The following is a 25,430-nucleotide window of genomic DNA, read 5'->3' as shown; positions in this document are numbered from 1 at the left end:
AAAAAGCCGACTCGATGGCCGGCTTTCTGTTTTACTTGGTTTCCCACAAACTACTTTTGCAACACGAGGCGTTTCGTCTCCACCGTCTTGTCATTCACCACCAGGCTATAAAAGTAGATTCCAGAAGGCAGGCTTCTCATATCCAGTTCAACTACAGCGTTCTCCGCAGGGGCTACCTCATGCACCCGCAGCACTTTACCGATTGTATTCGATATCCGGATCTTGTAGCTATCGTTGCCAGGCAAGTTTAATGCCAGACGTGTAATTCCACGAGAGGGGTTGGGATAAGCATTGATAGAAGGCAAAGGACTTATTTCCCGGCCTGGGGCAAAAGCCGCCAAGGTTACATTCGTATAAACACTGTTGCTGGCTTTTGTTTCTACCACATGGAACACCTGGCTTACAGCAGAAGCATAAATTTTAGAGCAGGTATGCTCGTCCGGGTTTTTCACAAAGGCCGGCCTGGCGTTTTGCGCAGACACCGTAAGCTGTGACACCTTATCTGGCAAAAGCTTCCAAAGCGTGTTGCCGCCTTTATAAGTTGGGGTTACTCCTTCAACCTGCTCACCAGCTACAGTACCTGCAAAACTCAACAGGTGTGAGCTAATAAGGACCGTTATTAAAAAAACTCTAGTAAAAATTCCCATACTCCTAAGTGCCTTAAATGTTTACACCCTGATTTATCAATCAAAGATAGATTAAAATACCAAAACTATAAATATAATTTCCAAAATATTTGTAAATGAGGCTGGTAAGAACACTGCATATTTTGCCTCCATCTATCTTAGAGCACCATCAAAAACTATGCCTATTCGGAACTTACTTAGGAAAAACATTTGTTCACACCTCCATTTATCCTGTTCACCTCCTAAAAAAACACGCAGCCTCTTCTGCTCGAAGCGCCTTTGCCGCTGGCTCCGCTGTTTACTCAGATAAGGTACCCTATTTCTTTGAAGGCAAAATAGCGCAGTTGCCCTTTTGTTTCCACCGCTAGCCTGCCGTCTTCGCACACCCCCACGATTTGCCCCTCTGTTTCCTGCCCGTCAACCACATAGGAGTGCACCTCCTGGTAGCGGTACAGCGCCTGCAGGTAGTCATACTTTAAGCTGTCGTGTCTTCCGTTTCGCAGTTGCAGGTACCTTTTCTCCACTAGCTCCAGCAGTTGCTCCGTCAGCTTCTCCAGGCCAAAAGGATGCCCTGCCACGCTGGCCATTGAAGTGGCCGTGGGATAACCAAAAGCTAACTGGTTCACGTTTAAACCAATCCCAACAATGCTGTGTTGTAAAGAGAGGCTATTTATGGTGTTTTCTATTAGAATCCCACCAAGTTTCTTATCTTCAAAATATAAATCGTTTGGCCATTTAACCTGCGCCTGTGCAAGCCCCTGGCTGCGCAGCAGGTCGAGCACCCCCAACGACACGGCCATATTGAGGTAAAATTGCTGCCGGACGGCCAGGAAAGAAGGTGACAGGATAACAGAAAGCGTGATGTTCTTCCCCGGCTCCGCCTCCCAGTTGTTTCCCCGTTGCCCCCGGCCCCGGGTTTGTTGGGCAGTTATTACGGTGCAACCCTCTATGGCCTCATTTTTGTTAAGTAGCTGATGGGCCTCCGAGCTAGTAGATTCACAAACTGGCAGAAAAAACAGCTGCTGGCCTATAAACAGCGTATTAGGCAACATATTTTATGTATAGATTTAATACTTTTGTAGATCAAATTTAAAGAGCGCAAATGAAAGAAACCAAGGCAGAGGCTACTTCAGACATATTGGCAGATATTGTGGTGAAGGGTATGCAGGAGAAGAAAGCCTCCGATATAGTGGTGATTAACCTTAAATCACTTAAAAACGCAGTATCAGATTATTTCGTAATAGCTTCCGCTAGTTCCGATACACAAATAGACGCCATCGCCTCCTCCATAGAAGAAGAAGTGTACAAAGCGACCAAGCAAAGCCCGTGGCAAAGCGAGGGACGCACCAACAAAGAGTGGGTGCTACTGGATTATGTGGATGTAGTAGCGCACGTATTTTTAAAAGATAAGCGAGAGTTTTATGCCTTGGAGGAGCTTTGGGGCGATGCCAGCATAGAGCATATTGCGTCTGTCTAACAGGGGCGGCTGTACAAAGAACTTTTTGTACCCTCTCATGTTTCTCAATCAACTGTAACTAAACATCAATGGCAGAATTTAATAATAAAGGCAATAACAAGAAGAAAAAGCCGATGATCCCGAACAGGCCTCCACGCCCTACCATGCAGCTGTGGATGCTGGCCGTGCTCATTCTGCTAATTTTTGGCCTAACCTATCTTAACAAAAGCAACTCCTCTGTGGAAACAACACAACAGGAGTTCGAGGAAATGCTGCTGAGCGGCGATGTTCGTAAGCTGACCATCGTGAATGGCAAGACAGTAGAGGTTTTTCTGGAAGAAGAGGCACTACAAAACGAAAAGTATAAAGTAGAGCTCGACAACAGAGGCGCTTTCACCACAAATGAGGGCCCGCAGTACCACTTCCAGATCATATCAGCCGAGACCTTCAAAGAGGATTTGGAGGAGGTGCAGGCCGAACTTCCGAAAGAAGATCGGGTAGCCTATAACCTGGAGAACCGCACCGGCTTTGCCGAGTTCTTCCTGAACTGGGGCTTCCTGATCTTACTGTTATTCGGTTTCTGGTTCCTGATGCGCCGCGTCACCTCGGGTGGTGCCGGTGGCCAGATCTTTAACATTGGCAAGTCAAAAGCCGCCCTTTTTGATGCAGAAAACAAGGTAAAGGTAACGTTTAAGGACGTGGCCGGCCTGGAGGAAGCAAAAGAAGAGGTGCAGGAGATCGTGGAGTTCCTGAAAAACCCGGCCAAGTTTACCGTGCTGGGCGGTAAGATTCCGAAAGGAGCTTTGCTGGTAGGCCCTCCGGGAACCGGTAAAACCTTGCTGGCGAAAGCCGTGGCAGGTGAAGCCGACGTTCCGTTCTTCTCCCTGTCTGGTTCAGACTTCGTGGAGATGTTCGTAGGGGTGGGTGCCGCCCGTGTGCGTGACCTGTTTAAGCAGGCCAAAGCCAAAGCGCCCTGTATCATCTTTATTGACGAGATTGATGCCATCGGCCGTCACCGTAGCCGTGGGGCAACACCAGGCGGTAACGATGAGCGTGAGAATACTTTGAACTCCCTATTAGTGGAGATGGATGGCTTCGGAACAGACACAGGCGTTATTATCCTGGCTGCCACCAACCGTCCGGACACGCTGGACTCTGCCCTGCTGCGCCCTGGCCGTTTTGACCGCCAGGTAAGCATCGACAAGCCAGACATCAATGGCCGTACCGAGATTTTTGACGTGCACCTGAAGCCGCTTACGCTGGCTGGTGACGTGGACGCGAAAAAGCTAGCTGCCCAGACACCTGGCTTTGCCGGTGCCGAGATTGCGAACGTTTGTAACGAGGCCGCCCTGATTGCTGCCCGCCGTAACAAGAAAGCAGTAGACCAGCAGGACTTCAACGATGCGATCGACCGTGTGATCGGTGGCTTGGAGAAGAAGAACAAGATCATCTCTCCTGAAGAGAAGAAGATTGTGGCTTACCACGAGGCCGGACATGCCATCGCTGGCTGGTTCTTGGAGCATGCCGACCCATTGGTAAAAGTAAGTATCGTACCACGCGGTGTAGCTGCCTTGGGTTACGCGCAGTACCTGCCGAAAGAGCAGTTCCTGTACACCACCGAACAGCTGATCGACGAAATGTGCATGGCCCTGGGCGGACGTGCCGCTGAAGAACTGGTGTTTGGCAAGATCTCGACAGGCGCCCTAAGCGACCTGGAGCGTATTACCAAAATGGCCTATAGCATCGTGACGATGTACGGTATGAACACGAAGATCGGCAACGTGTCTTTCTATGACTCGAAGCAGAACTCTGACTACTCGTTCAGCAAGCCTTACTCTGAGGCTACAGCCAAGACGATTGATGAGGAGGTGCGTAGCATCATTACTACGGCTTATGAGCGCACCAAAGACTTGCTCCGGTCCAAAGCCAATGAGCTTGAGTTAGTGGCGCAAGAGCTGCTCGAGAAAGAGATCCTGTTCCAGAACGACCTGGAGCGCTTGGTTGGACCGCGTCCTTTTGATACCTTAACAGCTTATCAGGCGCATACCAGCGGTACAGACCGCAGTAAGACCAAGACAGAACTGGAAGGCGATCACCCGCTGGAGCATGGCAATAAAAAAGCGCAGCCCGAGAACAGCGATGTTCCGGAGCGCAATGAGCCAGCAGAACAGGATAGCTCGGTTAATTCGAAATCAGCTTGACACTAACCAGGCATGTACGAAGCAAAATCTAAAGAAATAGTATTACGAAGAGTAAGAGAGGCGCTGGCTAAGTCAGCGCCTTTTCTTCCTCCTACCCCTGACTTCACCTCGCCCTTACATCAGGCTGTCCCTAATGAGGACATGTCCATCATTTTTGCAGAGAACTTTATCCGCAACAGTGGGGTGTTTATTTACTGTGAGAACGAGGAGGATTTCTTTGACCAGCTCTACATTTATAAAAAGGAGCAGAACCTGGAGCACCTCTACGTCTGGGAACGGAATATTCAGAACGTGCTGTACCAGGCAGGCATTAACTTTAAAGCTGACGAAGAGGACTTTGTTCGGGATGCAGAGGCAAGCCTTACAACCTGTGAGGCCCTGATTACCCGCACCGGCAGTGTTCTGCTTAGCTCTGCCAATGCCGGAGGGCGCAGGCTTACCATCTACCCCCCTACCCATATGGTGGTTGCCAAGGCCAGCCAGTTGGTACCCGATATTAAAGACGGACTACAGTTAGTACGTAATAGGTATAAAGAGAACTTCCCTTCCATGGTCTCGCTGGTAAGTGGCCCCAGCCGTACTGCCGATATTGAAAAAACCTTGGTGATGGGCGCCCATGGCCCCAAAGCTCTAGTACTTTTCCTGATAGATGACCTTCCGCATTAACGAGCTAGCGCCGGGTAAAAAAGTATACTTTGCCTCTGATTTCCATTTGGGAGTACCTGATGCCGCCAGTAGTAAGGCCAGAGAGCAGAAGATCGTGCGCTGGCTGCACATGGCGCAGCAGGATGCCGCAGCGATACTGCTGGTCGGCGACATTTTTGACTTTTGGTTTGAGTACAAGCATGCCATTCCGAAAGGCTTTATCCGCCTGCAAGGTAAGTTGGCAGAGCTAACAGATGCTGGCATACCTGTGCTTTTTTTCACGGGGAACCATGATATGTGGATGTTCGATTATTTCCCAAAAGAGCTGAACATACCCGTGCTGCGGCACCCCATTTCTACGAACATCGGCAACAAGAGCTTTTATATAGGGCACGGCGACGGGCTTGGCCCCGGCGACCATACTTATAAAGTACTGAAACGGGTGTTTAACAACAAGGCTTGCCAGTGGCTGTTCGCTCGCGTTCACCCCAATCTGGGAATCGGCGTTGCAAATATCTGGTCGCGTAAAAGCCGCATCAGCAATATCAAAAAAGACGAAGCTTTTCTGGGAGAGGACGAGTGGCTGGTGCAGTACTGCCAGGAGGTAGAGGCCAAGCAGCACCATGATTACTATGTTTTCGGCCATCGTCATTTGCCCCTGGACTTGTCCATCGGAAACAGCAGCAGGTACCTGAACTTAGGAGAGTGGGTCAATTTTTGTACGTACGGTGTGTACGACGGAGAAAAGCTGGAATTAAAGACCTTTGAAGGCTAGAAGAAACATATCGTTGCTGTGGCTGGTGCTGTTGTTAATCACATCCGCACAGGCGTTCGCTCAGGAGATGCCACGGCAACTTTCTCTGGTGCGCAGCACTCCCGTCAGTTCCCCTACTGTTATTTCGCAGGACCGAAATGGCAATGTGTATGTTTTGGATGCCAGGCAGAACCTGGTCCGCATAGACTCGCTGGGCCGCCCAACAGGCACCTTCTCTCCTCCTACCCGTGGACGTATCGGTTCTGTGGAGGCCTGGGACCCTATGAAAGTCCTGCTTTTTTATGAAGGCCGCCAAGAACTACTTTTGCTAGACCGCTTTCTTCGGCCGATCAGCAGCACCAACCTGTTTGACTTAAATTACAGCGGAACAGCAAAAGTTGTGTCCCCTGCCGGCAACGAGGGCTACTGGCTTTTTGACGAGACAAACCAAACGCTGAGCAAACTGGACCTGCGCCTACGTCAGTTAACTGTCGAGACCCCGCTGAACCTGGTGTTGGGCAACGAGCAGTTCGATGTGCGGCAGCTACGAGAGTACCAGAACAACGTGTACCTCTTAGACTATAACAGTGGGGTGTATGTGTTTGATAACCTGGGCAACTATAAAAAGAAACTGCCTTTTAAGGGGGTATCTTACATGGGCTTCCAGGGCAATGCGCTCTACTTTGTACAGGACGGCCAGTTGAAGCTTTATGACCTGTATACCCAGGAAGAGCGAAGCATCGTGCTACCCGATCAGAAAAGTTACCTTACGGTCTTGGCAAACCCTACCCAGCTCTACTTGTTTGCACCAAAGGCAATGGATGTTTACAAGTGGGAACTGTAGACCTTACTCTGCACTAGAGAGGAACTTAAGCCCTAACACCCCCACAATAATCAAAACAATGCAGCCAATGCGGATTAGATCGCGGGGCTCGTTCAGGATAACAATTCCCAGAATGGCCGTTCCTGCCGCGCCAATGCCTGTCCAGGTAGCATAGGCCGTTCCCAGTGGCAAGTGCTTCATCGCTTGTGAGAGTAGGACAAAGCTCAGGATCATGACGATGACAGTTACTACGCTGACACCTACTTTCGTAAAACCCTCGCTGTACTTCAGCCCAAAAGCCCACCCTATTTCACAAAGGCCCGCCAGCAAAAGGTAAATCCAAGCTGTATTCATGTATTAAAAGATAAGTTAGCGCACAAAGGTACGGATTCCGGGCAGAGATCTTTCCGGGTTCCACACACACTATAAGAAAGGGACAGGCACAGGTGTTAAGCCAAAGGCATTTTCATCTCGTACTGCCCCAGCATCCGTTTAAAGTGGCGCCGCTCCAGGTAGTAGATAAAGCCTGAAGCAGTAGTGTCTACATTGATAAACATGAGCGCAGGTGCCTCCGCCAAATTTACCGCTTCCCGCAACAGCGCTGTGCCGATGCCCCTGCCCCGTTCTTTCTTATCCACAGCAAACTGGGCCACAGCTCCAGACTTCAGGAACAAGACCAGGTATCCCAGCAACTCCGCTTCCTGGTCCCGCGCTTCCAGTACGGCCTTCGCGTCAGGGCTTTGCTTTAGTGCCTCTGTGCTGTTTTGCCACGTAGGCTCCATATCCCAAAAGTGGTGATAGTTTTTCCAGTCAGGGTTCTGTGTTACCCCAATTGTTACGTTCTCCGGGGCCTTTACCTGTAGCAGCAGCTCCGTTTTCATCGCTCGGAAGCAGTCCAAGGCCCTGCTTGTCTGAAACCCGATGGCTTTATAGGCTTTCAGTGCCGGTGCATTTTCCTGAATCACCTCCAACAGGCACTGCTCTACTCCGCTCTCTAACAATTTTGGAAACAGGAAGCCGTATAGTTGCTCTGTAAGCCTGTTGCCCCTAAACTGCGGTTTTACCCCCGTACCTGCATTATAGGCTGTGGGCTTTCCCTCCCACTCGCCTAAGCCGGTCAGAATAAAGCCAGCCATTTGCTTTCCCTCATATGCCGCCACGCAGAAAGAAGGTGTTACCCCCTCCCGCTTTAACTTTGCCTGAAACTGCGCATAGTCGAGTTGTATCGGAACCAGGTAGTCGGCAAAGGCCTCTACAAAGGTGCTGTGGAGTTCAGGCAGGTCTTTTTCTGTTAAGAAAGCGAATTGAAAGTGCGGCATAGGTCAAGGTTGCTTTAAGTTTGTTTATACAGGTCTACGCCCTAAGTCAAAAAAGTTCTGCTCCTTAGGCCAAGTCTTTATGCGCACCTCAGGCAAACAGCACTTTTCGGGTTCTAAAAAACAGCAATCCACTTACGATACCAAGCACCAGCGTTACAGCTACTTTGGTATCAAGATCTGCATCGGCTAACCCGTAGACCGTTAAGAGAGCCAGCACCGTGACTGAAAACCAGAGCCAGGGATGATAGTTGTTGCTTGTTACTTGCCTGAAATCCTTTAGCAGGTATCCGGAGTACCCCATGTACATGAGGGAGGCAAAGGTGGTGTAGGCAGCTGCTTCGATACCGAACAGGGGAACAAAGATCAGGTTCAGCAGCATGTTACCCACCCCTGCCACAGTAGATACCCGCCACAGCAGCTTCGTTTTCTCCAGGTATACCAGCTGATGCATCACTGCCAGGTACATGGGTTTATAGTTATAGCCCATCAGGATAATGACACCCAAAGGATAGGCAGCCTGTAAGGCTTTGTTTTTGATCAGGAGCACGAAAATCTCTTTCAGCCACAGGCTTAGCAGGAAGGTGCCTAGCAGGAAAAGAACCTGAAGCGCAAAGGTCATGTTCCGGGCCTGCAGCGCTGCCTCTCTGTCTGCAGGTTTGGCATAGAGCTGTATGTAATGAGGCGAAGCGGCTTGCACAATGGCATTAGAGGCCGCCTGAAAGTACAAGCCAAAGCTGGAGGCGATGTTATACAAGCCTATCTGAGGCAAAGGGACACGCAGCACATCCATGACCAGCCGGTCTGAGGCATCCAGGAAAAAGAAAGACAAGTTATGCGGCACAACGGGCAGCGAAACGCGCAAAGAAGCCTTGATCCGGTGCCAGTTGAAACGGAAGATAGGCCACAAGTGCTCCTGCAGGTAAATCGTATAACCATTGAGGAAAAACCCCACGACGCTCCCGAAGAAGTTAGCGTAAAACCACCCCATGTACCCCAGCCGCAGATAGGCAATGGTATAAATATTTAACACCACAACCAGCCCCCCAACCACAAAAGAGCGCAGGGCCACCGGCAGAGGACGCTGCGACATCTGACAAAAGACATTCCCCAACAGCTCTGTATTTGCGAACAATACAGCCGGGATTACAGTAAGCGCGATAATCTCCCAGCGGTGCGGGTAAGCTTCGGCGGGTATGCCAAAATACAGGACGCCAACCAGAACCGGAGTGTACAGGACCGACCACAACAGGATAAAACCATGAAGCTGCCTCCAGATCCACTTAAAGCGGGAGGGGAAGCGTGCAAAGCTGTTGACCATCACCACAGAGAGCCCCAACGACTGGATCAGGCTAAGGGCAACAATGTAGGCTGACACCACGCCTGCTACCCCGTAATCTACTGTCGTTAAGTACCTGGTGATGATGGGCAACGTGAGAATGCCTGCCAAACGCGGCACCTGCGCCGCCAGCCCGTAAATAGCCGCATGAGACAGTAACTTTCGTAGCATTCCCTAAATTAAGTTTAAATTTCTACCCTGCCCCCCTGTTCGTTCTTTTTCGCAGCGCCTGTCCCAAAACAATTTTAAAGGAGGGGCTGCACCAAACGCCCCCTTTCCGTGTTAGCTGCATAGTACTTTTAGAGGGCCAAGCAAAAGCCCAAAAAATTAGTATATTTGTTAATTATCTAAATAAGAAAACAAGAATTAGCTTAGCTAAATAAGGAGATATAATAGTGGGATGTAATTCATGTTCTAGTGGCGGATGCAGCACGGGAGTAAGCGGCTGCAAAAGCAACGGCGGATGCAGCACAGGAGGCTGCAACCGCTTAAACGTGTTTGACTGGCTCAGCGACATGGAGTTGCCAACGTCGTTTGAGGAGTTCGATATAGTAGAGGTTAGATTTAAAGGAGGCCGCAAGGACTTCTTCCGCAATGCAAACAGGTTAGACCTGACCACTGGCGATGCCGTGGTGGTAGACGTGCCGAACGGGCACCACATCGGGTTTGTGTCGTTAAAGGGTGAGCTAGTGCGCCTGCAGATGCTCAAAAAGAAGGTAGACAACAACGAGGAGATCCGCAGTATCTACCGCATAGCCAATGAGCGCGACATGGAGAAGTTCCAGGAGGTACGCGACCTGGAGGCCAGCACCATGTACCGCAGCAGGGAGATTATCCAGATGCTGCGCCTGAAGATGAAACTGTCGGACGTAGAGTATCAGGCAGACAAGTCGAAGGCTACGTTTTATTATTCAGCCGATGACCGGGTAGACTTCCGGGACCTGATCAAAAAACTGGCAGAGGAGTTTAAGGTGCGGATCGAGATGCGCCAGATCAGCCTGCGCCACGAGGCCGGCCGTTTAGGTGGCATTGGCTCCTGTGGCCGGGAACTTTGCTGTTCTACCTGGCTCACCGATTTTAAAAGCGTGTCCACCACTGCGGCGCGTTACCAGAACCTGTCGCTTAACCCAAGTAAGCTCTCCGGCCAGTGCGGGCGCCTGAAGTGCTGCCTCAACTACGAACTGGAAACGTACATGGTGGCCCTGAAGGATATCCCGACGGTGAACCGCCCGCTGCAAACAGCGCAGGGAGATGCCATTCTGCAGAAAACAGACATCTTTAAGCGCATGATGTGGTTTGGCTACAAGGGCGACAATAACTGGTACCCGGTGCCGGTAGAGCGCGTGCAGGAGATCCTGGACCAGAACGCCAAGGGCGTAACGGTAGAGGCGCTATTACTGGAGCCACAGGAAGAGCCAAAGCAGAACGAGTTTGTAGCGCAGGTAGAAGGCAGCCTGGAGCGACTGGACGATAAGTTCAAGAGCAAAAAGAAGAAAAAGAAGAAAAAGAAAAAGCCGGCCGCACCTGGCGCACAACCTGCGCAGGCAAAAGCCGAGGTAGCTCAGGACAAAAGAGAGAAACAGGAGCCACAGGGCGAACAGCGGGAGCAAAGGCCTCCTAAGCAGCGGCCACCAAGGAACAAAAACCGTGGAGGCGAAGGAAAAGAGGCCCGTGAAGGCAAAGAACCGCGCGAACGCAGGCAAGGGAGAGATAACCGCCCAGCCAAAGCAGAGGCACAGGCCGTAAGCCAGGACGGGGCGCAAGGGCAACAGCCTAAAAAGCACCGTTCACGCAAACCCTTTAAAGGCAAGAAAACCGATCAACCTAAACCACCACGCACTGATGCATAAGTTTTTAGGCATGTGGGCAGCAGCCTTTTTACTGCTGCTCGCAAGCTGCGACCCCGCCCGCGTTTATGAACAGAACGTGGACTTGCCGGAAGGCAACTGGGCAATTGATAATGTGCCCGCTTTTGAGTTTGAAATACAGGACACCACGCAGGTATATGATGTCTATTTTAATGTGCGCTATAACCTGCAGTACGATTACTACAACCTGTACGTGCGCCACCAACTATTGGGGCCGGACAGCATCTTGCTGTCGTCACAGTTGCACGAGTTGCTGTTGATGGACTCTAAAACAGGGAAGCCCCTGGGGGATGGCTCAAGTGACATCTATGACCTGCAGGTATTAGCCTTAAATGATGTAACGTTTAAAAAAGCAGGTCAATACAAGCTGATGCTCACGCAGTACATGCGCCGTGATCCACTACCGAATGTGCTGGCTGTTGGCGCCCGGGTTGCGAAAGAGTCCGGTAAGCAATAAGAAGCACTTAAAGCATACAAATCCCCTGCTGCCTACAACTAGGTGGCAGGGGATTTGTATTTTATAAAGCGGTAGATACCTGCCCTCTTCTATGTTCAGGTTCTACAAAAGCGGCAACAAAAGGGCCCTTGCTCTAGTATTCAATAGCACAAGTAAACTTTCAAAACTGCACCCAACAAGCCATGGAAACAGCCCTTGTCATATTGGGGTTCATTCTCACCCTTTTCTCATTCCTTCCACTTATTCCCACCACACAGTGGTGGGTCAGGGTGCTGGATTTCCCGCGTCTGCACGTCGCCATCCTGCTCACCGTTACCCTTGCGGTTTATATTGCCTTATATGGTATAAAAGGCATCTCTGAGGCAACTATGATAATCATTTGGGGCCTGGCTGTACTTAACGAGGTCAGGTATATTTTCCACTTCACGCCCCTGGTTAAACCGGAGGCGCTTCGTTCCGAGCAGAAGCAACCCCAAAACGCTTTTACTTTAATGATTGCCAATGTGCGGATGTCGAACAAAAAGCACCAGAAGTTTCTGGAGCTGGCACTGCAGGAGGATCCCGATTTGTTGCTGATGAACGAGCCAAACGAGGCATGGCATGAGAGCGTCCGCACTGAGTTAGATAAGCGCTATCCTTATGCTATCAAAAAACCTCTGGAGAACACTTATGGCATGCTGCTGTGGAGCAAGTTTAAACTACACCAAAGCGAAATCAGGTTTCTGGTAGAAGATGATATTCCCTCTTTCTTCACAGTGGTAGAGTTACCGAGCGGAAAGAAATTTGGTCTCTTTACAGTTCACCCGCAACCACCACGCGTGATGCTGGATACAGATACACGTGAAGCCGAGCTGCTGCTGATCGCCAAAGAAGTAAAGAAAGTCCCCTACTCCTGTGTGGTGGCCGGCGACTTAAATGATGTTGCCTGGTCAAGAACGACAAAGCTGTTTAAGGAAATAAGCTGTATGATAGACCCTCGCGTGGGCAGGGGGTTCTTTAACACGTACAGCGCTCTCATTCCGCTTTTCCGTTACCCGCTAGACCACGTTTTCTATGCCCCCGACTTTAGGTTACTTAGTTTAAGGCGCCTCTCTAAGTTTGGCTCCGACCACTTCCCTATCTCCATCAGTCTAAACTATGAGCCACAGCACGAACACGAACAAGAACACCCGGTAGCTGACATCGAAGACCTGAAGGAAGCAGATGAGCTGATACAGGAAGGCCTGGAAAAGGGAGAAGAACGGAACAGCAAAAAGCAGGAACTGGAAGGGTAGTGCCTCCTACGCGGCTCTCTCCGGGCAAGGCGTACTCAAGGAAAGGGCAATAAAAAACCCGCCCAGAGAACTGAGCGGGTTAAAATAGATGAATGTGCCCTAAGGCCTTATATATCTTTAACTTAGATTTTCTCTACGTTAATTGCATTCAATCCTTTTTTGCCGTCCTTCACTTCGAAAGATACACGGTCATTCTCACGAATTTCGTGTACAAGGCCGGTCTGGTGTACGAAGATATCTTGGTTAGTATCATCGGCAACAATGAAACCGAAACCCTTAGAAACGTTGAAGAACTTTACTTTACCTGTTTTCATTATAATGAATTTAAATAATAATGCGCCAAAGGTAAACAATACTTTTAATATAGTTGCAATGTCAACTAAAATAATTAACAAAAACATCATCAGGCACTTAGCCACTTCTCCTCCCTCCTTTAAAGGGTAGGTTATCCTCTGTAAACAAGGTCTTGCGGCCAGCTTTACAGCAAGTTTGTTGCTCTCCCTGTAAATACAAAAGTTTACCCCAAGACTACCACCCGCAAATAACCCTGAGCCACAGGGTTCGTATAGCTAAAGCGTTCTGTTACACCAAAAAAACAGCTCTGTTACTATGTTTTTGGTATAAAAGAAACAAAATCAAAAGCCACACTGCTACCCCTGTGGCTGCTCATGTGTGGGGTCTGCAACAAACTTAATTTTAAACTATATACTCAAGGAGATCGAACTATGAAAGACACAGAGAAAGATCAAGGCTCGAACCAATCATCCAATAATTCGGGCAGCTCGTCTAGCGCATCGTCTAAGGACACAACCAACAGTAGCAGTAGCTCAAGTATGCCAACCGCTTCATCTACGGGCTCATCTTCATCTACGGGCTCATCGTCTAAAGATGACAAGGACAACAAGACCTCTGCCTCTACATCAAAATCGACAACAACAAAAGCAAAGTCAGACAGCTCTTCTAAAAAAGAGGGCAAGACGACAGGCACAACGACAACTGCAAGCTCAGGTTCGTCAACATCAGCTAGCAAAGACGACAACAGTTCCGATTCAGATTCAAGCAGATCTAACAGAGACCAGCTTTCTGACTACGGAAACTATGGCTCTATGACAAGCGGCAACTCTCAGAACTACCAGGGCTCTAACCAAGGGGGCAGCTATGGCAACCAAAGCGGGTACGGTAGCCAGGGAGGTTACGGATACGGTTCTCAGAACAGCAACTACGGCGGCCAGAGCGGTTACGGCTATCAGGGCGACTACGGATCCTCTAACCAGGGAGGTGGTATGAACCGGGGCTACGGCATGCAAGGCGGTTACAACCAAGGTACTAGTGGCATGCAGGGCAACTATGGCAACCAGGGAGGCTACGGATCTGGCATGAACAGCGGCCAACAAAGTGGCGGTGGCCGATCTAACAGTGGCTCTTCTTATGGCAGCTTTGGAGGAAGCAACACCGGCAACAACTTCGGCGATCAGGAGCAATTCGGCTCCCGCGGCGGCTATAACTTCGGTAACCAGGGCGGCATGGAAGGCAACCGCGCCCGATACATGGGCCAGGACTATGGCACACAAGGAAGCGGCATGCAGGGCGGCTGGCAGAACAGAGCCGGCGATGTAACCGGAGGCAACATCTCTGGCGGTGCATCCGGCGGCTTCGGGATGCTGGGGGGCTCATCGCAAGGCAATTATGGTGACACCGGAAACTACGGCACCTACGGCGGCGGAATGGCCGGCCAGGGAGGCTACGGTAGCAGTAGCAACCAGGGGTCCAGAGGCACCACCGGTTCCTCTTATGGCAGCTATGGCAACAGTAACCAAGGCAACAGCAACTACGACTATGGCAGAATGTCTGGCCAGGGCGGCATGGGACGCTACAGCAACCAGGGCGAAGGCAACAGAGGCGGCAACTATGGCTCTGCCTCTCAAAGCTTTGGGTCGCAGGGTGGTTACGGCCAGGGAGGCTACGGCTCTAGCAACCAAGGGGGCTATGGCCAGGGCAACTATGGCTCTAACTATGGGAACCAAGGCCAGGGAGGATATGGCTCCGGTATGAGTGGCCAGCAAGGATACGGCGCCAGCATGAGCGGCTCAGGATCATCCAGGTCCAATATGCAGGGCGGCTATGGCGATAACGATCGTTTTGGCTCCATGGGCTATGGCTCTTCCAGAGGCATGAGCGGATACGACCGCGACGACCGTGGCTCCAGAGGATATGACTCGCAGAGCTCTATGCAAGGAGGCTATGGCAGCCAGAGCAGCTACGGTTCTAGGGGAGGGTCTTATGACGATGACCGCTCAGCCAGATACGGCTCGCAAGGTAGCGATTATGGCCAGGGATATGGCGGCGGCTCAAACTATGGTTCTTCCAGCAGAGGCGGCGGCGGTTATGGAGACAGCAACCGCGGACGGGGTATGAGTGGTGGCTACGGCTATGGCTCCGGTAGCTCGAACCGTGGAGGAGACGATTTCTCCAGCCGTTATGGACATAGTGGTTACGGAGAAGGTGGCTATAACCAGGGCGGATACGGCGGAGACCAAAGCCGTTACGGATCCATGGACAGCAGCACCTCTTATTACAGCGATAACAGAGGCTCCAACTCCCGTGACAACTACCGCGGCGGATACGGCGACCAGAACCAAGGCCGCAGCAGCTATGGCTCAGACCGCGATAGTGACCGCTACGAAAGCCGTCGCAGCGACCGTTACCGTAACATGGGCAGAGACTAAGCGATGTAAACCAAAGAACACTTATTGATGAACAGAAAGGCGGATACCAGTGGTATCCGCCTTTCTGTTTTGCTAGCAGCTAAAGCACAACCTGAAATGTACTTGCTCTTTGCGATCTGTTACACAAAGGCACTCTTACAGTCCTCTGCAAACTGCCTGAAGGTTCGGGGCGGTCGTCCTGTAAGCCGCTCTACTGTATCGTTCGTGATGCTGGAGTGCCCGGCTCGCTGCACCCTATAAAGCTCTAGTAAAGCATTCGCCATCCAATCCTGGGCCCCGTGCGATACCATGGCGTCAAAAGCAGCTGCTTCCGGCACGTCCACAAACTCAACCTGCTTACCTGTTACTTCGCTCAGGATCTGCGCTATTTTCCTGCTAGAGAGGGCTTCCGGGCCTGTCAGGTCATAGGCCTTCCCTTCGTGGCCGGTGCCTAGCAGCACTTCAGTGGCAACAGCTGCAATGTCTTCCACATCTATGTACCCGACCTTGCCATCTCCGGTCGGCTGGTAAAACTTGCCCTCCTGCTTAATGCTCTCGGCGTGATAGTTAATGAAGTTTTGCATGAAAGAAGAGGGCCGCAGGAAGGTATAAGCAATGCCGCTGTCTTCTATGTACTGCTCTATCTCCCGGTGCCAGCGGCCCAGCTGTATGCCGGGAGATGCATCAGCCCCCAGTGCGGACAACTTCACGATGTGTTGTACGCCTTTCTTCCTGGCTTCGTCTACCAGCCTCTTGGCCATGTCTACCTGTCCCGCTGTAAAAGGTGTAATCAGGAATACTTTCTCCACATGCGTAAAGGCCGCCTCCATAGACTCCTGATCGTTGAAGTCCATCTCTACGATCTCCACGCCAGGCAAACGCTTTAGGTTCTCGCCCTTTATCACGGAATGCACGCCCGCCCGAACCCGAACGTCGTCTTCAACCATCGAAAGATGCTGTACGACTTCTTTTCCGACCGTTCCTGTGGCTCCCGTTACTAATATTGTTTTATGCATAGTTCTGTTCTTTAGATGTGTATTCTCTAAGTACGGTTTTTCAGCACACCTTGATTTTTGAAAGGCTGTACAGCAGGTCGAATAGAGCCTTTTACTTGAATAAGGTTAACTGATACACCTTACCTCCTTCGTTGGTGAGGAGCAGTTGATTTGGGGAGGTGAAAAGTAGAGCTTCGGCTTGCCCTGTTCTGCTAAGCGGAAGACAATAGTGTTTCCCGCTTAAGTTAACTTCACCGTTCTGTGCCTCAAACAGGTACAGCCTGCCATAGGCGAGCACGGCAAACTGCCTCCCACCCGGTGCAAGATCGGCCGCTGTAACCATGGAGTTGACAGAGAGTTGCTGGCGCAGCTTTGCCTTATAAGTGCCAGGCATAGCGGGCAGCACATATTGCCTGAGCTGTTTTCCCTTGCCGCGGCTCTTTGTAAAGAGGTACAGGGAACCCTGGTGATGAAAGAAGGCTTCCAGGTCGTAATGTAGATTGTCTTTCTCTGAAGGAAAATCCGTTTGATCTTCAAAAGCAAAGTCAATTGTTCCACTCAGGGAGTAGTCTTGCCTGTTGACCCTGTAAATGCGAAGGTTCTGGCGGCTGTTCTGGTTATTGCCAAAATCCCCGATGTACAGGTGCTCTTTGTCCTCTGCCAGTTCTTCCCAGTCCTGGTTTTGTAAAGCCAGCGGCAGGCGCTCCAACACCTCCCCCCCTCGGTTAAAGCGGTATAACTCAGCCGGAGTACCGCTATCTCCATGGGTCCAGTAGGTGCTGTCGTTTGCTGTTGCGAGGCCGGAGCTCTCCCGTATCACCTCATTTAGCCGGCCAATGCGCTCCAATTTGTACTTAAAGGGAGGCTTCTCGAAACCAGCTTCTTTCCTATCGGAGGCACAGCCGCAAAACAGTGCCTGGAAATAGACATATAGGGTAAACAACTTCGTCAGCATGAACTTTTATCGTTGGTTCTCGGCTTTTACGGATATCCCTAAGGCTACGTGGCTGGGGCTCTTTTATCCGGACTTTCAGCTGGTGGCAAGCTTGATGCTAGGCTTCGCCTGAGAGCATCCTTATCCTCCCAGTATTGCCTGCTGTACACTTTCCGGTATTGCCAATGGTTCTGCTGTAGCAAGTGCGGCAGGTCGGCATGGGAGTGGCGCACGGAAAGATGGCTGTAGTACAAATCGTCGTCTGTTAAGAGCACCCCTTTGTACACGCCATTCTGTATAAAGGTAAGGTCGGCAAAAGGCACTTCCTGTCGTAGGCCTTTTACATCCTGCTGCAGCCTCTCTTTCAGAAGCGGTGCCTGGCTGGGCAAGGCTTCTTTTTTAGGCTGGTACTCAAAATAGCGCCTGCTTACCTGCTGTGCATACTGCAGGTAAGCCTTTAGCAGCTTAGGGCCGGTGTGTAAAGTCTCATCTACCTGTAATTGCTCTGCCCGTACGCTACTAACCACCATTATCTTATCTTTTGCACGCGTAATCGCCACGTTCAGGCGGTTCTCCCCTCCAGCCCTGTTTAGGCTACCAAACTGCATCGAAAGCCGCCCCTGTGCATCCGGTGCATAGCCCACAGAAAGGATAATAACAGCCTTCTCATCCCCCTGCATGTTCTCAATGTTCTTCACCAGCACGGAGGGCGGCAACATGGTTTCCTTTGCCTGGGCAGCCTCCTCCAGCAGGTCCTGTATCAACATTTGCTGATTGTAGTTGAACGTAATTACGCCTATCTCCCGCTCTCCTTCTTCCAGTAACTGCATTACCAGGTCCACCACTTTCTCTGCCTCCGGCAGGTTGATATTGTCCTGCCACAGGCCATGGACTTTTACGAACTGAATAGCCGGCTTTCGGGAATTGGCATTCTGCAGGTCCGGTACCAACTCCAGCTTTTGCCGATAAAAGAAGCGGTTCGAGAACTCGATCAACTCCGGATAGCGGCTGCGGTAATGCTGAGTGAGCATAACTTGTGGCAGGTAAAGGCTGCACAGCTCCAGCAACGACTCCGCTGCCAGCTCCTCTACTTCCTGCTCCTCCGGGGCAACCCACCGTGACCGGTACAGGTCAGAGGGCTTTAATTGCTGCGGGTCGCCGGCAACCACTACCTGCTTACCGCGCAGCATGGCAGGTATCCCCATCTCCGCAAAGCACTGCGAGGCCTCGTCAAAAATCACCAGGTCGAAGCACCTCTCCAGTGGCAGCACAGCAGAAACCGTCTCCGGCGAGGCCAGCCAGCAGGGCACCAGGTCAAGGACCTCCCGGGCGAACAGCCCGAACAGTTTCCGGATAGGGTACAGACTGCGCTTTTTGCTTACCTGTGCCTGCAAGCGGCGATAAGTGACAGGATTCCCCAAGCGGTTGTATTCCATGTTACTGTAAGTCTGCTCCCGTAGCTTTGACAGTACGATTTCCTGGCTTAGCTGCTGCTTTTCCTGCAACAGCCCCTGCAACTCTGTCTCCAGCCTGTCCAGTTCGCCATTGGAGGGCATGCGCAGCTCCGGGTGTTGCGTCTCCAGCTCATACAGCCAGGCCAGGCACAGGCTGTTCAGAAACAGGTCTTCTGCTTCAACCTCACTCTTCACCTCTTGCTCTAAGAGCAGGCGCATAACTTCCCGCTCTGCCTCTGATAGCGAAGCATACAGCGTATCTTGCGCTACCATTCGCTCAAAGAACTGAGGCAGGGCTTCCAGCAGCTCCTCTCTGTACGCCTTATGCGCTAACAGCTGCCTCACCTGTTTTTCTTTCAGCCACTGCAGCCAAGCTTTTTGCCTGGCATTAGCCTCCCTAACACAGTCTTGGAACTTTTTAAAGTGCTCCGAGAGGTTTACTTCATGCGGTAGCTTCTCGTGCAGCACGTTCTCCTTGTGCAGGGTATGCAGCAACTTTTGTGTATGTAGCGCCTGTTCCAGCACCTTTAGCTTTTGCAGGACCTGAGCCGGGGAATCACTTATGGAAAGGGAATCACCGGTACTCTTCCTGATTTCCTGCATCAATCCCTCTGCCTGCTTTCGAAGTGTCAGCCGCTCTTGTAACTGGGCTACCGTCTCTTCGTTCAGCTCCCACTCGTACTTTGCCAGGACCTGCTGCAGTACTCTTCTTTCCTGCGAGAAAACCCAGCTTAACTGCCGGAACAACTGTTCCCGGCCCTGCCTGTAGGCGCTTATGGCCTTCTGCACAGTTGCTATTTCAGCAGCGGGGAGGTAGGTATCTGGATGGGGGGGCGCTTCATACAGCTTCCTTAACGCCACCACCTGTTGCTTTAAGTCCCCTGGCTTTACTTTTTTCTGAAGCAGTCGCTGTACCACTTTGCCAACTTCCTCCTGTTGTAACAGTGCCCGAAGCTCTTCCACTGTAGGCAATGCTTTCGTAAGCACAGGCAGCGCCTCTAAGGTAAAAGCATACCCACTCATAGACTCCAATTCTTCCTGCATCTGCTGGTATTGCACGGGCACCTCCCGGATAACCTGCTCCAACTGCCGCCGCTCTTGCCACCCGTAGCCTTGCATGCTACGCCGCTCTTTCCAGATAAAATCTTTTTGCTCCAGGGGTAAAGCATGCTGCAGGTACTCACGCAGGCGCGGTAGGAAATCAGCTACAGTAGCTTGTGTAAAATGCTTGTAACTTCTCGCGAGCTGGAAGTGGGGCTTCTTCAGATTACTGCGCAGGTACAGCTCTTTTGCCGACCAACCGCAGCGGCCTGTGTCGAAGAGCGCCTGCTTGAAGGCCTCCAGTTTCCCGGTGCACCGGTTGATCCCCCGGCTAACCTCCAGAAAAGCACGATCGGTATAAATGCTGTTCAGGGCAAGGTTCTGCTTTTTATATTCGCCCAACTCCTCTATCTGCTGTTGCAGCTGCGCAAAAACGCTTTTCCGGTCGGCATTGATATCATGTATCAGCGAGGCGAAAGCCCCTATCCCTTTCTGCTGCAAGCGCTGGTGCACCACATCTAAAGCCGCCCGCTTCTGACTTACAACCAGTACTTTCTTGCCCCGGGCCGTAAAGTCCGACACCAGATTACAAATCAGTTGCGATTTGCCTGTGCCGGGAGGCCCCTGCACCACCAAGGACTGCCCCTGCTTCACAGCCTGCAAGGCAACCTCCTGTGGGGCATCCAGATCAAAAGCGGCAAAGGTGTGCTGGGCCGGTACACTTGCAGGAGGCTTCTCCTGCTGTGGCACCAGGAACAGCTCTTCCATCTCCTGTAGTTTATTTTGCTCTAGCAAGGTATCATAGTCGGAAAGCAGGTAAGAGGCGGCCTGTGGGTATACCCCTAGTACAGCTTCCTGCTCCAGGTACAACTGCCCCGGCTTCAGCTCTGCCTCATACACAGCTTTTTTATAGTCCCGGAAAGGCTTTAGCTTGTCGGCAAAGAACTCGCGCCCTACCTGCACGGCCAACTGATGCTCCTTCAGCAAGTGGTAAACCTGGGTCCGAAACTCCAAAGGATGCTTTGGCAATGTACTTAAATCCAGCTCCAGCAGGTCTTCGGCTAAGGGTGTGCCCATGTAGTGGGCGTAGGCCAGCAAAAAGCTTTGGTTAAACTGTGCCGGCTGCGCGGCATCCGGCACAAGCTCCCACTCCTGTACCCCATTCACCTGCAGCTTCACCGGAAAGAACAGCAAGGGGCTCCTAACGGCTGTTCCGTCAGAGAACTTACCCCGTACAAAAGGCCAGCCCACATACAGTTCTCTACTGCCGCGTTCTTCAAATATCATGTCTGCCTTACGCTTTATATAACGCAGGCGACGGCTGACAGGCGCTGTCGGCGCATAGCGGCTGTCGGCATAAGGGCAAAGCGAAATGCTCTGCTTGCCGGAAATCAGCTTCTCTAAAACACTAAAAGCAGGCTCCCCATTCAGGAAGTCAAGTTCCTCCACGTCTTGGTGCCACTCCCGCGACAAGCGCAAAAGCAGTAAAGCCCTGTTGCCTGTGCCCAAGTTCAGTAGCCTTCGTCGGTAATTTTGGAGTATGCTTTTCATTCTAAGATAGAAGCCCGAGCACAGAGCAGCTGTGCCAGTCAGATAAACAGCAAGTTACTAGGAAACGAATAGAGTTGGAAGAGGTGCCAAGATCCTTGGCAGCAGCACCAGCACGATCAACCGTGTTCAGCAGCAGCTGATACAAGGTCCACCTGCTCCTTCACCCCGTACACGGGTAGGTTTACCTTTTTTTACTTGCTTTCTACTGAATAACGCGCCGTACCCACTTGGCACATACAGGGACAAAAAAATATGTACGGAAGATTTTTCTTTAACGCCAAGCCTAGACTGACGGCTGGTTCTCTTAAAGGAGTACAAGCCCTATCATCCGGGTCTGCCATGGCCCCGCAGGAAGCAAAAGCAGGGGCAGCAGTAACCTTAACAGGTAAAACACTGTAAAACAATAAAATACACTTATCCCAAAATTTTTAACCGACAATACCTGTTAACTATGTCAGAAGAGCCCATAAATCCCGCCCAGGTAAAAGCGAAGGTGCCTACCTTAGACCAGGTATCGTCAGGCGGGGTTGCTTTCCGCCGCAGCTCCTCGGGTATAGAGGTGGCACTAATTTCCGTTGGCCCCAAGGAACGGTGGCAACTCCCCAAAGGCTTGGTTGACCCGGGAGAAACGCCAGAACAGGCAGCAGTGCGCGAAGTGCGCGAAGAAACAGGCATAGATGCCGAACTACTGGACAAGCTTGATACGATTGAGTACTGGTATGTTGGGAACAAGGGCCGCCGTCGCGTCCGGTTCCACAAATTCGTCCACTTTTACCTCCTGCGGTACGAGGCAGGGCAAATAGGCCAGCACAACTGGGAAGTGAATGAGGCCAAGTGGGTAGAGATCGGGTTGGCCAAAGACAACTTGTCTTTTAAAGGCGAGCGCCTGGCAGTGGAAAAAGCAGAACAACTGATCAACAGCCTGCCGGCAAAGGCCTAGCACCGCTCACACCTCATAAACCCTTCTTCCCGTCAAGCCTTCCTACTGCCCCCTTCTCCTGCCAACTGAGTATCGAAGCCTTTACCGGCAAAAAGCCTCAAACAAATAAGTCCTGTTTCCCGCTAAAAGGATCATTACCTTTAGGTAAAATTAGTCCACTTGGTTTAACAGGAAACAAATGAAAATAGGATTTATAGGATTAGGCATTATGGGTAGCCGCATGGCGGCCAACCTGCAAGGCGCTGGCCATGAGCTGGTGGTGTATAACCGCACACAGGGAAAAGCAGACGCACTGGTAGAAAATGGGGCTACTCGGGCAGCAACACCGGAGGAAGTAGCGGGGCAGTGCCGGCTGGTATTCACCATGCTATCAACGCCAGAAGCGGTAGAGGAAGTGGCCTTGGGGCAGGACGGCTTTTTGCGTGCCCTGCCGGGTAACTCCCTCTGGGTCGATTGTAGCACGGTCAACCCCTCCTTTTCAAAGAAAATGGCCTGGCATGCCAAGAAAATGGGGCAGCGCTTTTTAGATGCTCCCGTGTCAGGGTCGCTCATGCCTGCTGAGAAGGGACAGCTAATCTTTCTGGTTGGCGGTGATGGGGCTGACCTGGAACAGGTTAGAGAACTAATGGACGTGATGGGCAAAGCCGTGGTGCATGTGGGTGATCATGGCCAGGGGGCTGGCATGAAGATGGTGAACAACATGATCCTGGGCCAAGCGATGGCTGCCTTCGCTGAGGCACTCCGCTTGGGTACATCGCTTGGAATCAGTGAGGAAATGCTCTGCGACACCCTACTAAGCGGCCCTGCGGCGGCTCCCTTCCTGAAACTGAAACAACCCAAGCTCCTGAGCCGCAACTTCTCCCCCGAGTTTCCGCTCGAGTGGCTGCACAAGGACCTGCACCTGGCAAGCATTACCGCCTACGAGCAAAATGTTGCGCTTCCTTCGCTCCAGACGACCAAAGAACTGTATGCTCTCGCAAAGCAGCAGGGCTTAGGCGAAGAAGATATGTCGGCTATTTACCGCGCCCTGTTACCTGACCAGGCAAAATAATCTATCATCCCAACCCAAACAGCTATGACCACAGCATTGCAAGAACCTTCGGAAGACAAGTACCTGCATGGCTATTCTGAGGAGGAGCAGAACCGCCTTTACAAGCAGGCGCGGTTTATGGAGAACAAGATCTACGCAGACATCGACCTTTCCATGGTCACAAACTTGTTGGAGGTGGGCTGTGGGGTTGGGGCTCAGTCCGAAATTCTGCTGCGCCGCTACCCGCAACTGTTCCTGACGGGCATCGACTATTCCGATAAGCAAATCAGCAAAGCCCGGAAGTTCCTCTCTACTGTGCTCTGCGCTACCGACCGGTATGAACTGCAGCAGGGCAATGCCATGGACATGGATTTTCCCTCCCAGTCGAAGTTCGACGGTGCCTTTCTCTGTTGGGTACTGGAGCATATCCCGGAGCCCTCTAGGGTGCTGTCGGAAGTGCGGCGTGTATTGCGCCCTGGTAGCCCTATCGTGGTGACGGAAGTACTCAACTCCAGCTTTTTTGTAGAACCCTACTCCCCCAACGTGTTACAGTACTGGATGCGCTTTAACGACCTGCAGTACGACATGAAAGGCGATCCTTTTGTGGGCGCCAAGCTGGGTAACCTGCTACAGTCAGTCGGCTACCAGCGCATCGAGACGAAGCCTAAAACCTACCACCTCGACAACCGGAACCCAGCCAAGCGAGCAGAGATGATTGGTTTCTGGACGGAGCTGCTGCTAAGCGGCCTACCACAGTTGTTAGAGGCGGGTTACGTGGGTGAGGACCTGGCCGAGAAAGTGAAGGAAGAGATGCACATCGTAGCAAAGAACCCGAATGCCGTCTTTTTCTATACATTTATGCAGGCCACAGCCTATACCTCCTAGTCTCTAAGACTATAAAGCCAGATAAGGCCTTAGTTTCTCAAACAGCTCGGGCGTTACGAGTCTGATTTGCTGTATGTCATCCAGCTGCTTGTAAGGACCATGCTGTTCCCGGTAAGCGACAATTGCCCGGGCTATGTTGGGTGTAACGTAAGGATGGGTTTTCAGCTCGTCAGCTGTGGCAGTGTTTATGTGTAAACCCTGCGGGGTATAGGTTTTAGCTACGTAGCTGTACTTCTGCAGGCTGTCTACCACCTCAGGTTGCAAGCCATATACCTCCTGCAACTGTGCTGTGCTATAAAAGCCTCCCAGACTGCTCCGGTACTTTACGATTCTTGCAGACAATTTACTACCGATCCCCCTGATCTGCTTCAGTTCCACCGTATCGGCCGTATTGATGTTGAAAGGCACCAGCACAGGCTTTTCCTTACGGGGGTTACGGTCCCAACCCGTATCTGGTGTAGGGCGTGCTGCGCCGGCTATTGCCTGCCTTTGCTTGTGTTTGTCTGGCCGCTCCTCCGGCAGTTGAATGTAAGGCAGCAACTGTTGGAAGAGAGAGTCCGGCAAGCCATAGATCTTGCCTAGTTCTGCTTTGTAAGTAAAGTCCCCTACTTTATGGCGGTAGTTCAGGATGCGCTGGGCCAGGTACTTGGGCAAGCCATAGGCCTGCCACTCCTCTAAAGAAAGCTGGTTTGGATCGAAAGGCTTGAGCGCTATAGTTGCTGCTACACGTCCAGCCCTGGCACGTTCCGGTTGCTTTGCCTCCAACTGGGCCACCAGGCTATCCAGCAATTGCCTGTCCCGGGCAGTGCTGTCTGTAAGCGAAGGGCTATAAAAAGCATCAAAAAGAAATGGTGCTGCCGTGAGCAGCACCATTAAGCTTATAAGCAGCAGAAAGCCGTTTACCTCTCTTTGTGAGAAGCCAAAATACCGACGGATCCAGTGCTTTATTTTTCTCATTTAAGTTTTTAACGGCTAGGGGACTGACGGTCCGGCTCATCGTCATTCTCTGTATAAGAGTCTGGTTCTGGCTTGGGTGGCGTCGTGATTACCTTTAAAAAGAAGTACAGCATCAGTGATGTTACCAACAGGATGGTGGTAAGCATGACAATAAGTGCGGATGTATTCATAATAATGTC

General features: G+C 51.4%; 25 protein-coding genes. 13 read left to right on the top strand and 12 right to left on the bottom strand.

Translation table 11 applies throughout. The annotated features are described in order from the left end of the window. Positions 1 to 50: 50 nt before the first annotated feature. Positions 51 to 593 carry a T9SS type A sorting domain-containing protein gene (locus CHB92_RS00880; RefSeq protein WP_179222914.1) on the bottom strand — a complete coding sequence of 181 codons (543 nt, stop codon included), beginning with the start codon at positions 591 to 593 and terminating at the stop codon, positions 51 to 53. A 335-nt stretch (positions 594 to 928) separates the two neighbouring features. Beyond that, positions 929 to 1,678: a biotin--[acetyl-CoA-carboxylase] ligase gene (locus CHB92_RS00875; RefSeq protein ID WP_089317269.1), complete on the bottom strand. Its 750-nt coding sequence runs from the start codon at positions 1,676 to 1,678 to the stop codon at positions 929 to 931. 50 nt (positions 1,679 to 1,728) lie between these two features. On the opposite strand from CHB92_RS00875, the gene rsfS reads away from it, so the two are divergent. From rsfS to CHB92_RS00850, 5 genes are all read left to right on the top strand, one after another. Further along, complete coding sequence (gene rsfS / locus CHB92_RS00870) at positions 1,729 to 2,103, top strand: ribosome silencing factor (RefSeq protein ID WP_089317268.1); 375 nt, start codon at positions 1,729 to 1,731, stop codon at positions 2,101 to 2,103. 68 nt (positions 2,104 to 2,171) lie between these two features. Continuing rightward, positions 2,172 to 4,283 carry an ATP-dependent zinc metalloprotease FtsH gene (gene ftsH, locus CHB92_RS00865; RefSeq protein ID WP_089317267.1) on the top strand — a complete coding sequence of 704 codons (2,112 nt, stop codon included), beginning with the start codon at positions 2,172 to 2,174 and terminating at the stop codon, positions 4,281 to 4,283. Positions 4,284 to 4,295: 12 nt separating this feature from the next. After that, the gene (locus CHB92_RS00860) at positions 4,296 to 4,949 is read left to right on the top strand and encodes a LutC/YkgG family protein (protein WP_089317266.1); all 654 of its coding nucleotides are present in this window, start codon (positions 4,296 to 4,298) and stop codon (positions 4,947 to 4,949) included. Next, positions 4,933 to 5,703 (top strand): UDP-2,3-diacylglucosamine diphosphatase, encoded by a 771-nt coding sequence (locus tag CHB92_RS00855; protein ID WP_089317265.1) that lies wholly within the window; start codon positions 4,933 to 4,935, stop codon positions 5,701 to 5,703. Before CHB92_RS00860 ends, CHB92_RS00855 begins: the two co-directional genes overlap by 17 nt. Beyond that, the gene (locus tag CHB92_RS00850) at positions 5,693 to 6,526 is read left to right on the top strand and encodes a hypothetical protein (RefSeq protein ID WP_144266247.1); all 834 of its coding nucleotides are present in this window, start codon (positions 5,693 to 5,695) and stop codon (positions 6,524 to 6,526) included. The genes CHB92_RS00855 and CHB92_RS00850 overlap by 11 nt, the downstream gene beginning before the upstream one ends. Before the next feature lie 3 nt (positions 6,527 to 6,529). On the opposite strand, the gene CHB92_RS00845 is transcribed toward CHB92_RS00850, so the two are convergent. The 3 genes from CHB92_RS00845 to CHB92_RS00835 all read right to left on the bottom strand — a co-directional run bounded on the left by CHB92_RS00845 (position 6,530) and on the right by CHB92_RS00835 (position 9,331). After that, entirely contained in the window at positions 6,530 to 6,859 is a 330-nt protein-coding gene (locus CHB92_RS00845; RefSeq protein ID WP_089317263.1) for a DMT family transporter, read from the bottom strand. 95 nt (positions 6,860 to 6,954) lie between these two features. Next, entirely contained in the window at positions 6,955 to 7,824 is an 870-nt protein-coding gene (locus tag CHB92_RS00840; RefSeq protein ID WP_089317262.1) for a GNAT family N-acetyltransferase, read from the bottom strand. Positions 7,825 to 7,912: 88 nt separating this feature from the next. Beyond that, entirely contained in the window at positions 7,913 to 9,331 is a 1,419-nt protein-coding gene (locus CHB92_RS00835; RefSeq protein ID WP_089317261.1) for a lipopolysaccharide biosynthesis protein, read from the bottom strand. A gap of 323 nt (positions 9,332 to 9,654) precedes the next feature. Here CHB92_RS00835 and CHB92_RS00830 point away from each other — a divergent pair, with 323 nt between their 5' ends. The 3 genes from CHB92_RS00830 (at position 9,655) to CHB92_RS00820 (ending at position 12,759) form a co-directional block, all read left to right on the top strand. Then, the gene (locus tag CHB92_RS00830; RefSeq protein WP_089317260.1) at positions 9,655 to 11,010 is read left to right on the top strand and encodes a PSP1 domain-containing protein; all 1,356 of its coding nucleotides are present in this window, start codon (positions 9,655 to 9,657) and stop codon (positions 11,008 to 11,010) included. Continuing rightward, positions 11,003 to 11,485, top strand: coding sequence for a gliding motility lipoprotein GldH (locus CHB92_RS00825; protein ID WP_089317259.1), 483 nt, complete (start codon positions 11,003 to 11,005; stop codon positions 11,483 to 11,485). Before CHB92_RS00830 ends, CHB92_RS00825 begins: the two co-directional genes overlap by 8 nt. Before the next feature lie 182 nt (positions 11,486 to 11,667). Beyond that, positions 11,668 to 12,759 (top strand): endonuclease/exonuclease/phosphatase family protein, encoded by a 1,092-nt coding sequence (locus CHB92_RS00820; RefSeq protein ID WP_089317258.1) that lies wholly within the window; start codon positions 11,668 to 11,670, stop codon positions 12,757 to 12,759. 122 nt (positions 12,760 to 12,881) lie between these two features. Here the strand turns inward: CHB92_RS00820 and CHB92_RS00815 are convergent, their stop codons facing one another. Then, positions 12,882 to 13,073 carry a cold-shock protein gene (locus CHB92_RS00815; protein WP_089317481.1) on the bottom strand — a complete coding sequence of 64 codons (192 nt, stop codon included), beginning with the start codon at positions 13,071 to 13,073 and terminating at the stop codon, positions 12,882 to 12,884. Positions 13,074 to 13,504: 431 nt separating this feature from the next. Further along, the gene (locus CHB92_RS25675) at positions 13,505 to 13,735 is read right to left on the bottom strand and encodes a hypothetical protein (protein WP_179222913.1); all 231 of its coding nucleotides are present in this window, start codon (positions 13,733 to 13,735) and stop codon (positions 13,505 to 13,507) included. Positions 13,736 to 13,865: 130 nt separating this feature from the next. Here CHB92_RS25675 and CHB92_RS00810 point away from each other — a divergent pair, with 130 nt between their 5' ends. Continuing rightward, on the top strand, positions 13,866 to 15,485 hold the full coding sequence (locus CHB92_RS00810) for a hypothetical protein (RefSeq protein WP_179222912.1): 1,620 nt from the start codon (positions 13,866 to 13,868) through the stop codon (positions 15,483 to 15,485). Positions 15,486 to 15,604: 119 nt separating this feature from the next. On the opposite strand, the gene CHB92_RS00805 is transcribed toward CHB92_RS00810, so the two are convergent. From CHB92_RS00805 to CHB92_RS00795, 3 genes are all read right to left on the bottom strand, one after another. Next, positions 15,605 to 16,480, bottom strand: a complete 876-nt coding sequence (locus tag CHB92_RS00805; RefSeq protein ID WP_089317257.1) for an SDR family oxidoreductase — start codon at positions 16,478 to 16,480, stop codon at positions 15,605 to 15,607. Positions 16,481 to 16,571: 91 nt separating this feature from the next. Further along, a complete protein-coding gene (locus tag CHB92_RS00800) occupies positions 16,572 to 17,414 on the bottom strand; it encodes a hypothetical protein (RefSeq protein ID WP_089317256.1) in 843 nt (280 codons plus the stop codon). A gap of 44 nt (positions 17,415 to 17,458) precedes the next feature. Continuing rightward, complete coding sequence (locus tag CHB92_RS00795) at positions 17,459 to 21,439, bottom strand: AAA domain-containing protein (protein WP_089317255.1); 3,981 nt, start codon at positions 21,437 to 21,439, stop codon at positions 17,459 to 17,461. A gap of 252 nt (positions 21,440 to 21,691) precedes the next feature. On the opposite strand from CHB92_RS00795, the gene CHB92_RS25670 reads away from it, so the two are divergent. The 4 genes from CHB92_RS25670 to CHB92_RS00780 all read left to right on the top strand — a co-directional run bounded on the left by CHB92_RS25670 (position 21,692) and on the right by CHB92_RS00780 (position 24,294). Next, entirely contained in the window at positions 21,692 to 21,838 is a 147-nt protein-coding gene (locus tag CHB92_RS25670) for a hypothetical protein (protein ID WP_179222911.1), read from the top strand. Between the two features lie 52 nt (positions 21,839 to 21,890). Next, positions 21,891 to 22,379: an NUDIX hydrolase gene (locus CHB92_RS00790; protein ID WP_089317254.1), complete on the top strand. Its 489-nt coding sequence runs from the start codon at positions 21,891 to 21,893 to the stop codon at positions 22,377 to 22,379. Positions 22,380 to 22,557: 178 nt separating this feature from the next. Next, positions 22,558 to 23,430 carry an NAD(P)-dependent oxidoreductase gene (locus CHB92_RS00785; RefSeq protein WP_089317253.1) on the top strand — a complete coding sequence of 291 codons (873 nt, stop codon included), beginning with the start codon at positions 22,558 to 22,560 and terminating at the stop codon, positions 23,428 to 23,430. 24 nt (positions 23,431 to 23,454) lie between these two features. Continuing rightward, a complete protein-coding gene (locus CHB92_RS00780) occupies positions 23,455 to 24,294 on the top strand; it encodes a class I SAM-dependent methyltransferase (protein ID WP_089317252.1) in 840 nt (279 codons plus the stop codon). 9 nt (positions 24,295 to 24,303) lie between these two features. Here CHB92_RS00780 and CHB92_RS00775 read toward each other — a convergent pair whose 3' ends face one another. After that, entirely contained in the window at positions 24,304 to 25,251 is a 948-nt protein-coding gene (locus tag CHB92_RS00775) for a ComEA family DNA-binding protein (RefSeq protein ID WP_089317251.1), read from the bottom strand. An 8-nt stretch (positions 25,252 to 25,259) separates the two neighbouring features. Continuing rightward, positions 25,260 to 25,421 carry a hypothetical protein gene (locus CHB92_RS25665; protein ID WP_179222910.1) on the bottom strand — a complete coding sequence of 54 codons (162 nt, stop codon included), beginning with the start codon at positions 25,419 to 25,421 and terminating at the stop codon, positions 25,260 to 25,262. Between the last annotated feature and the right edge of the window lie 9 nt (positions 25,422 to 25,430).

The organism is Pontibacter ummariensis (genome assembly GCF_900188175.1).
In the GTDB taxonomy this organism is placed as follows: Bacteria; Bacteroidota; Bacteroidia; order Cytophagales; family Hymenobacteraceae; genus Pontibacter; species Pontibacter ummariensis.
This window is presented reverse-complemented; position numbering and strand designations above follow the sequence as displayed.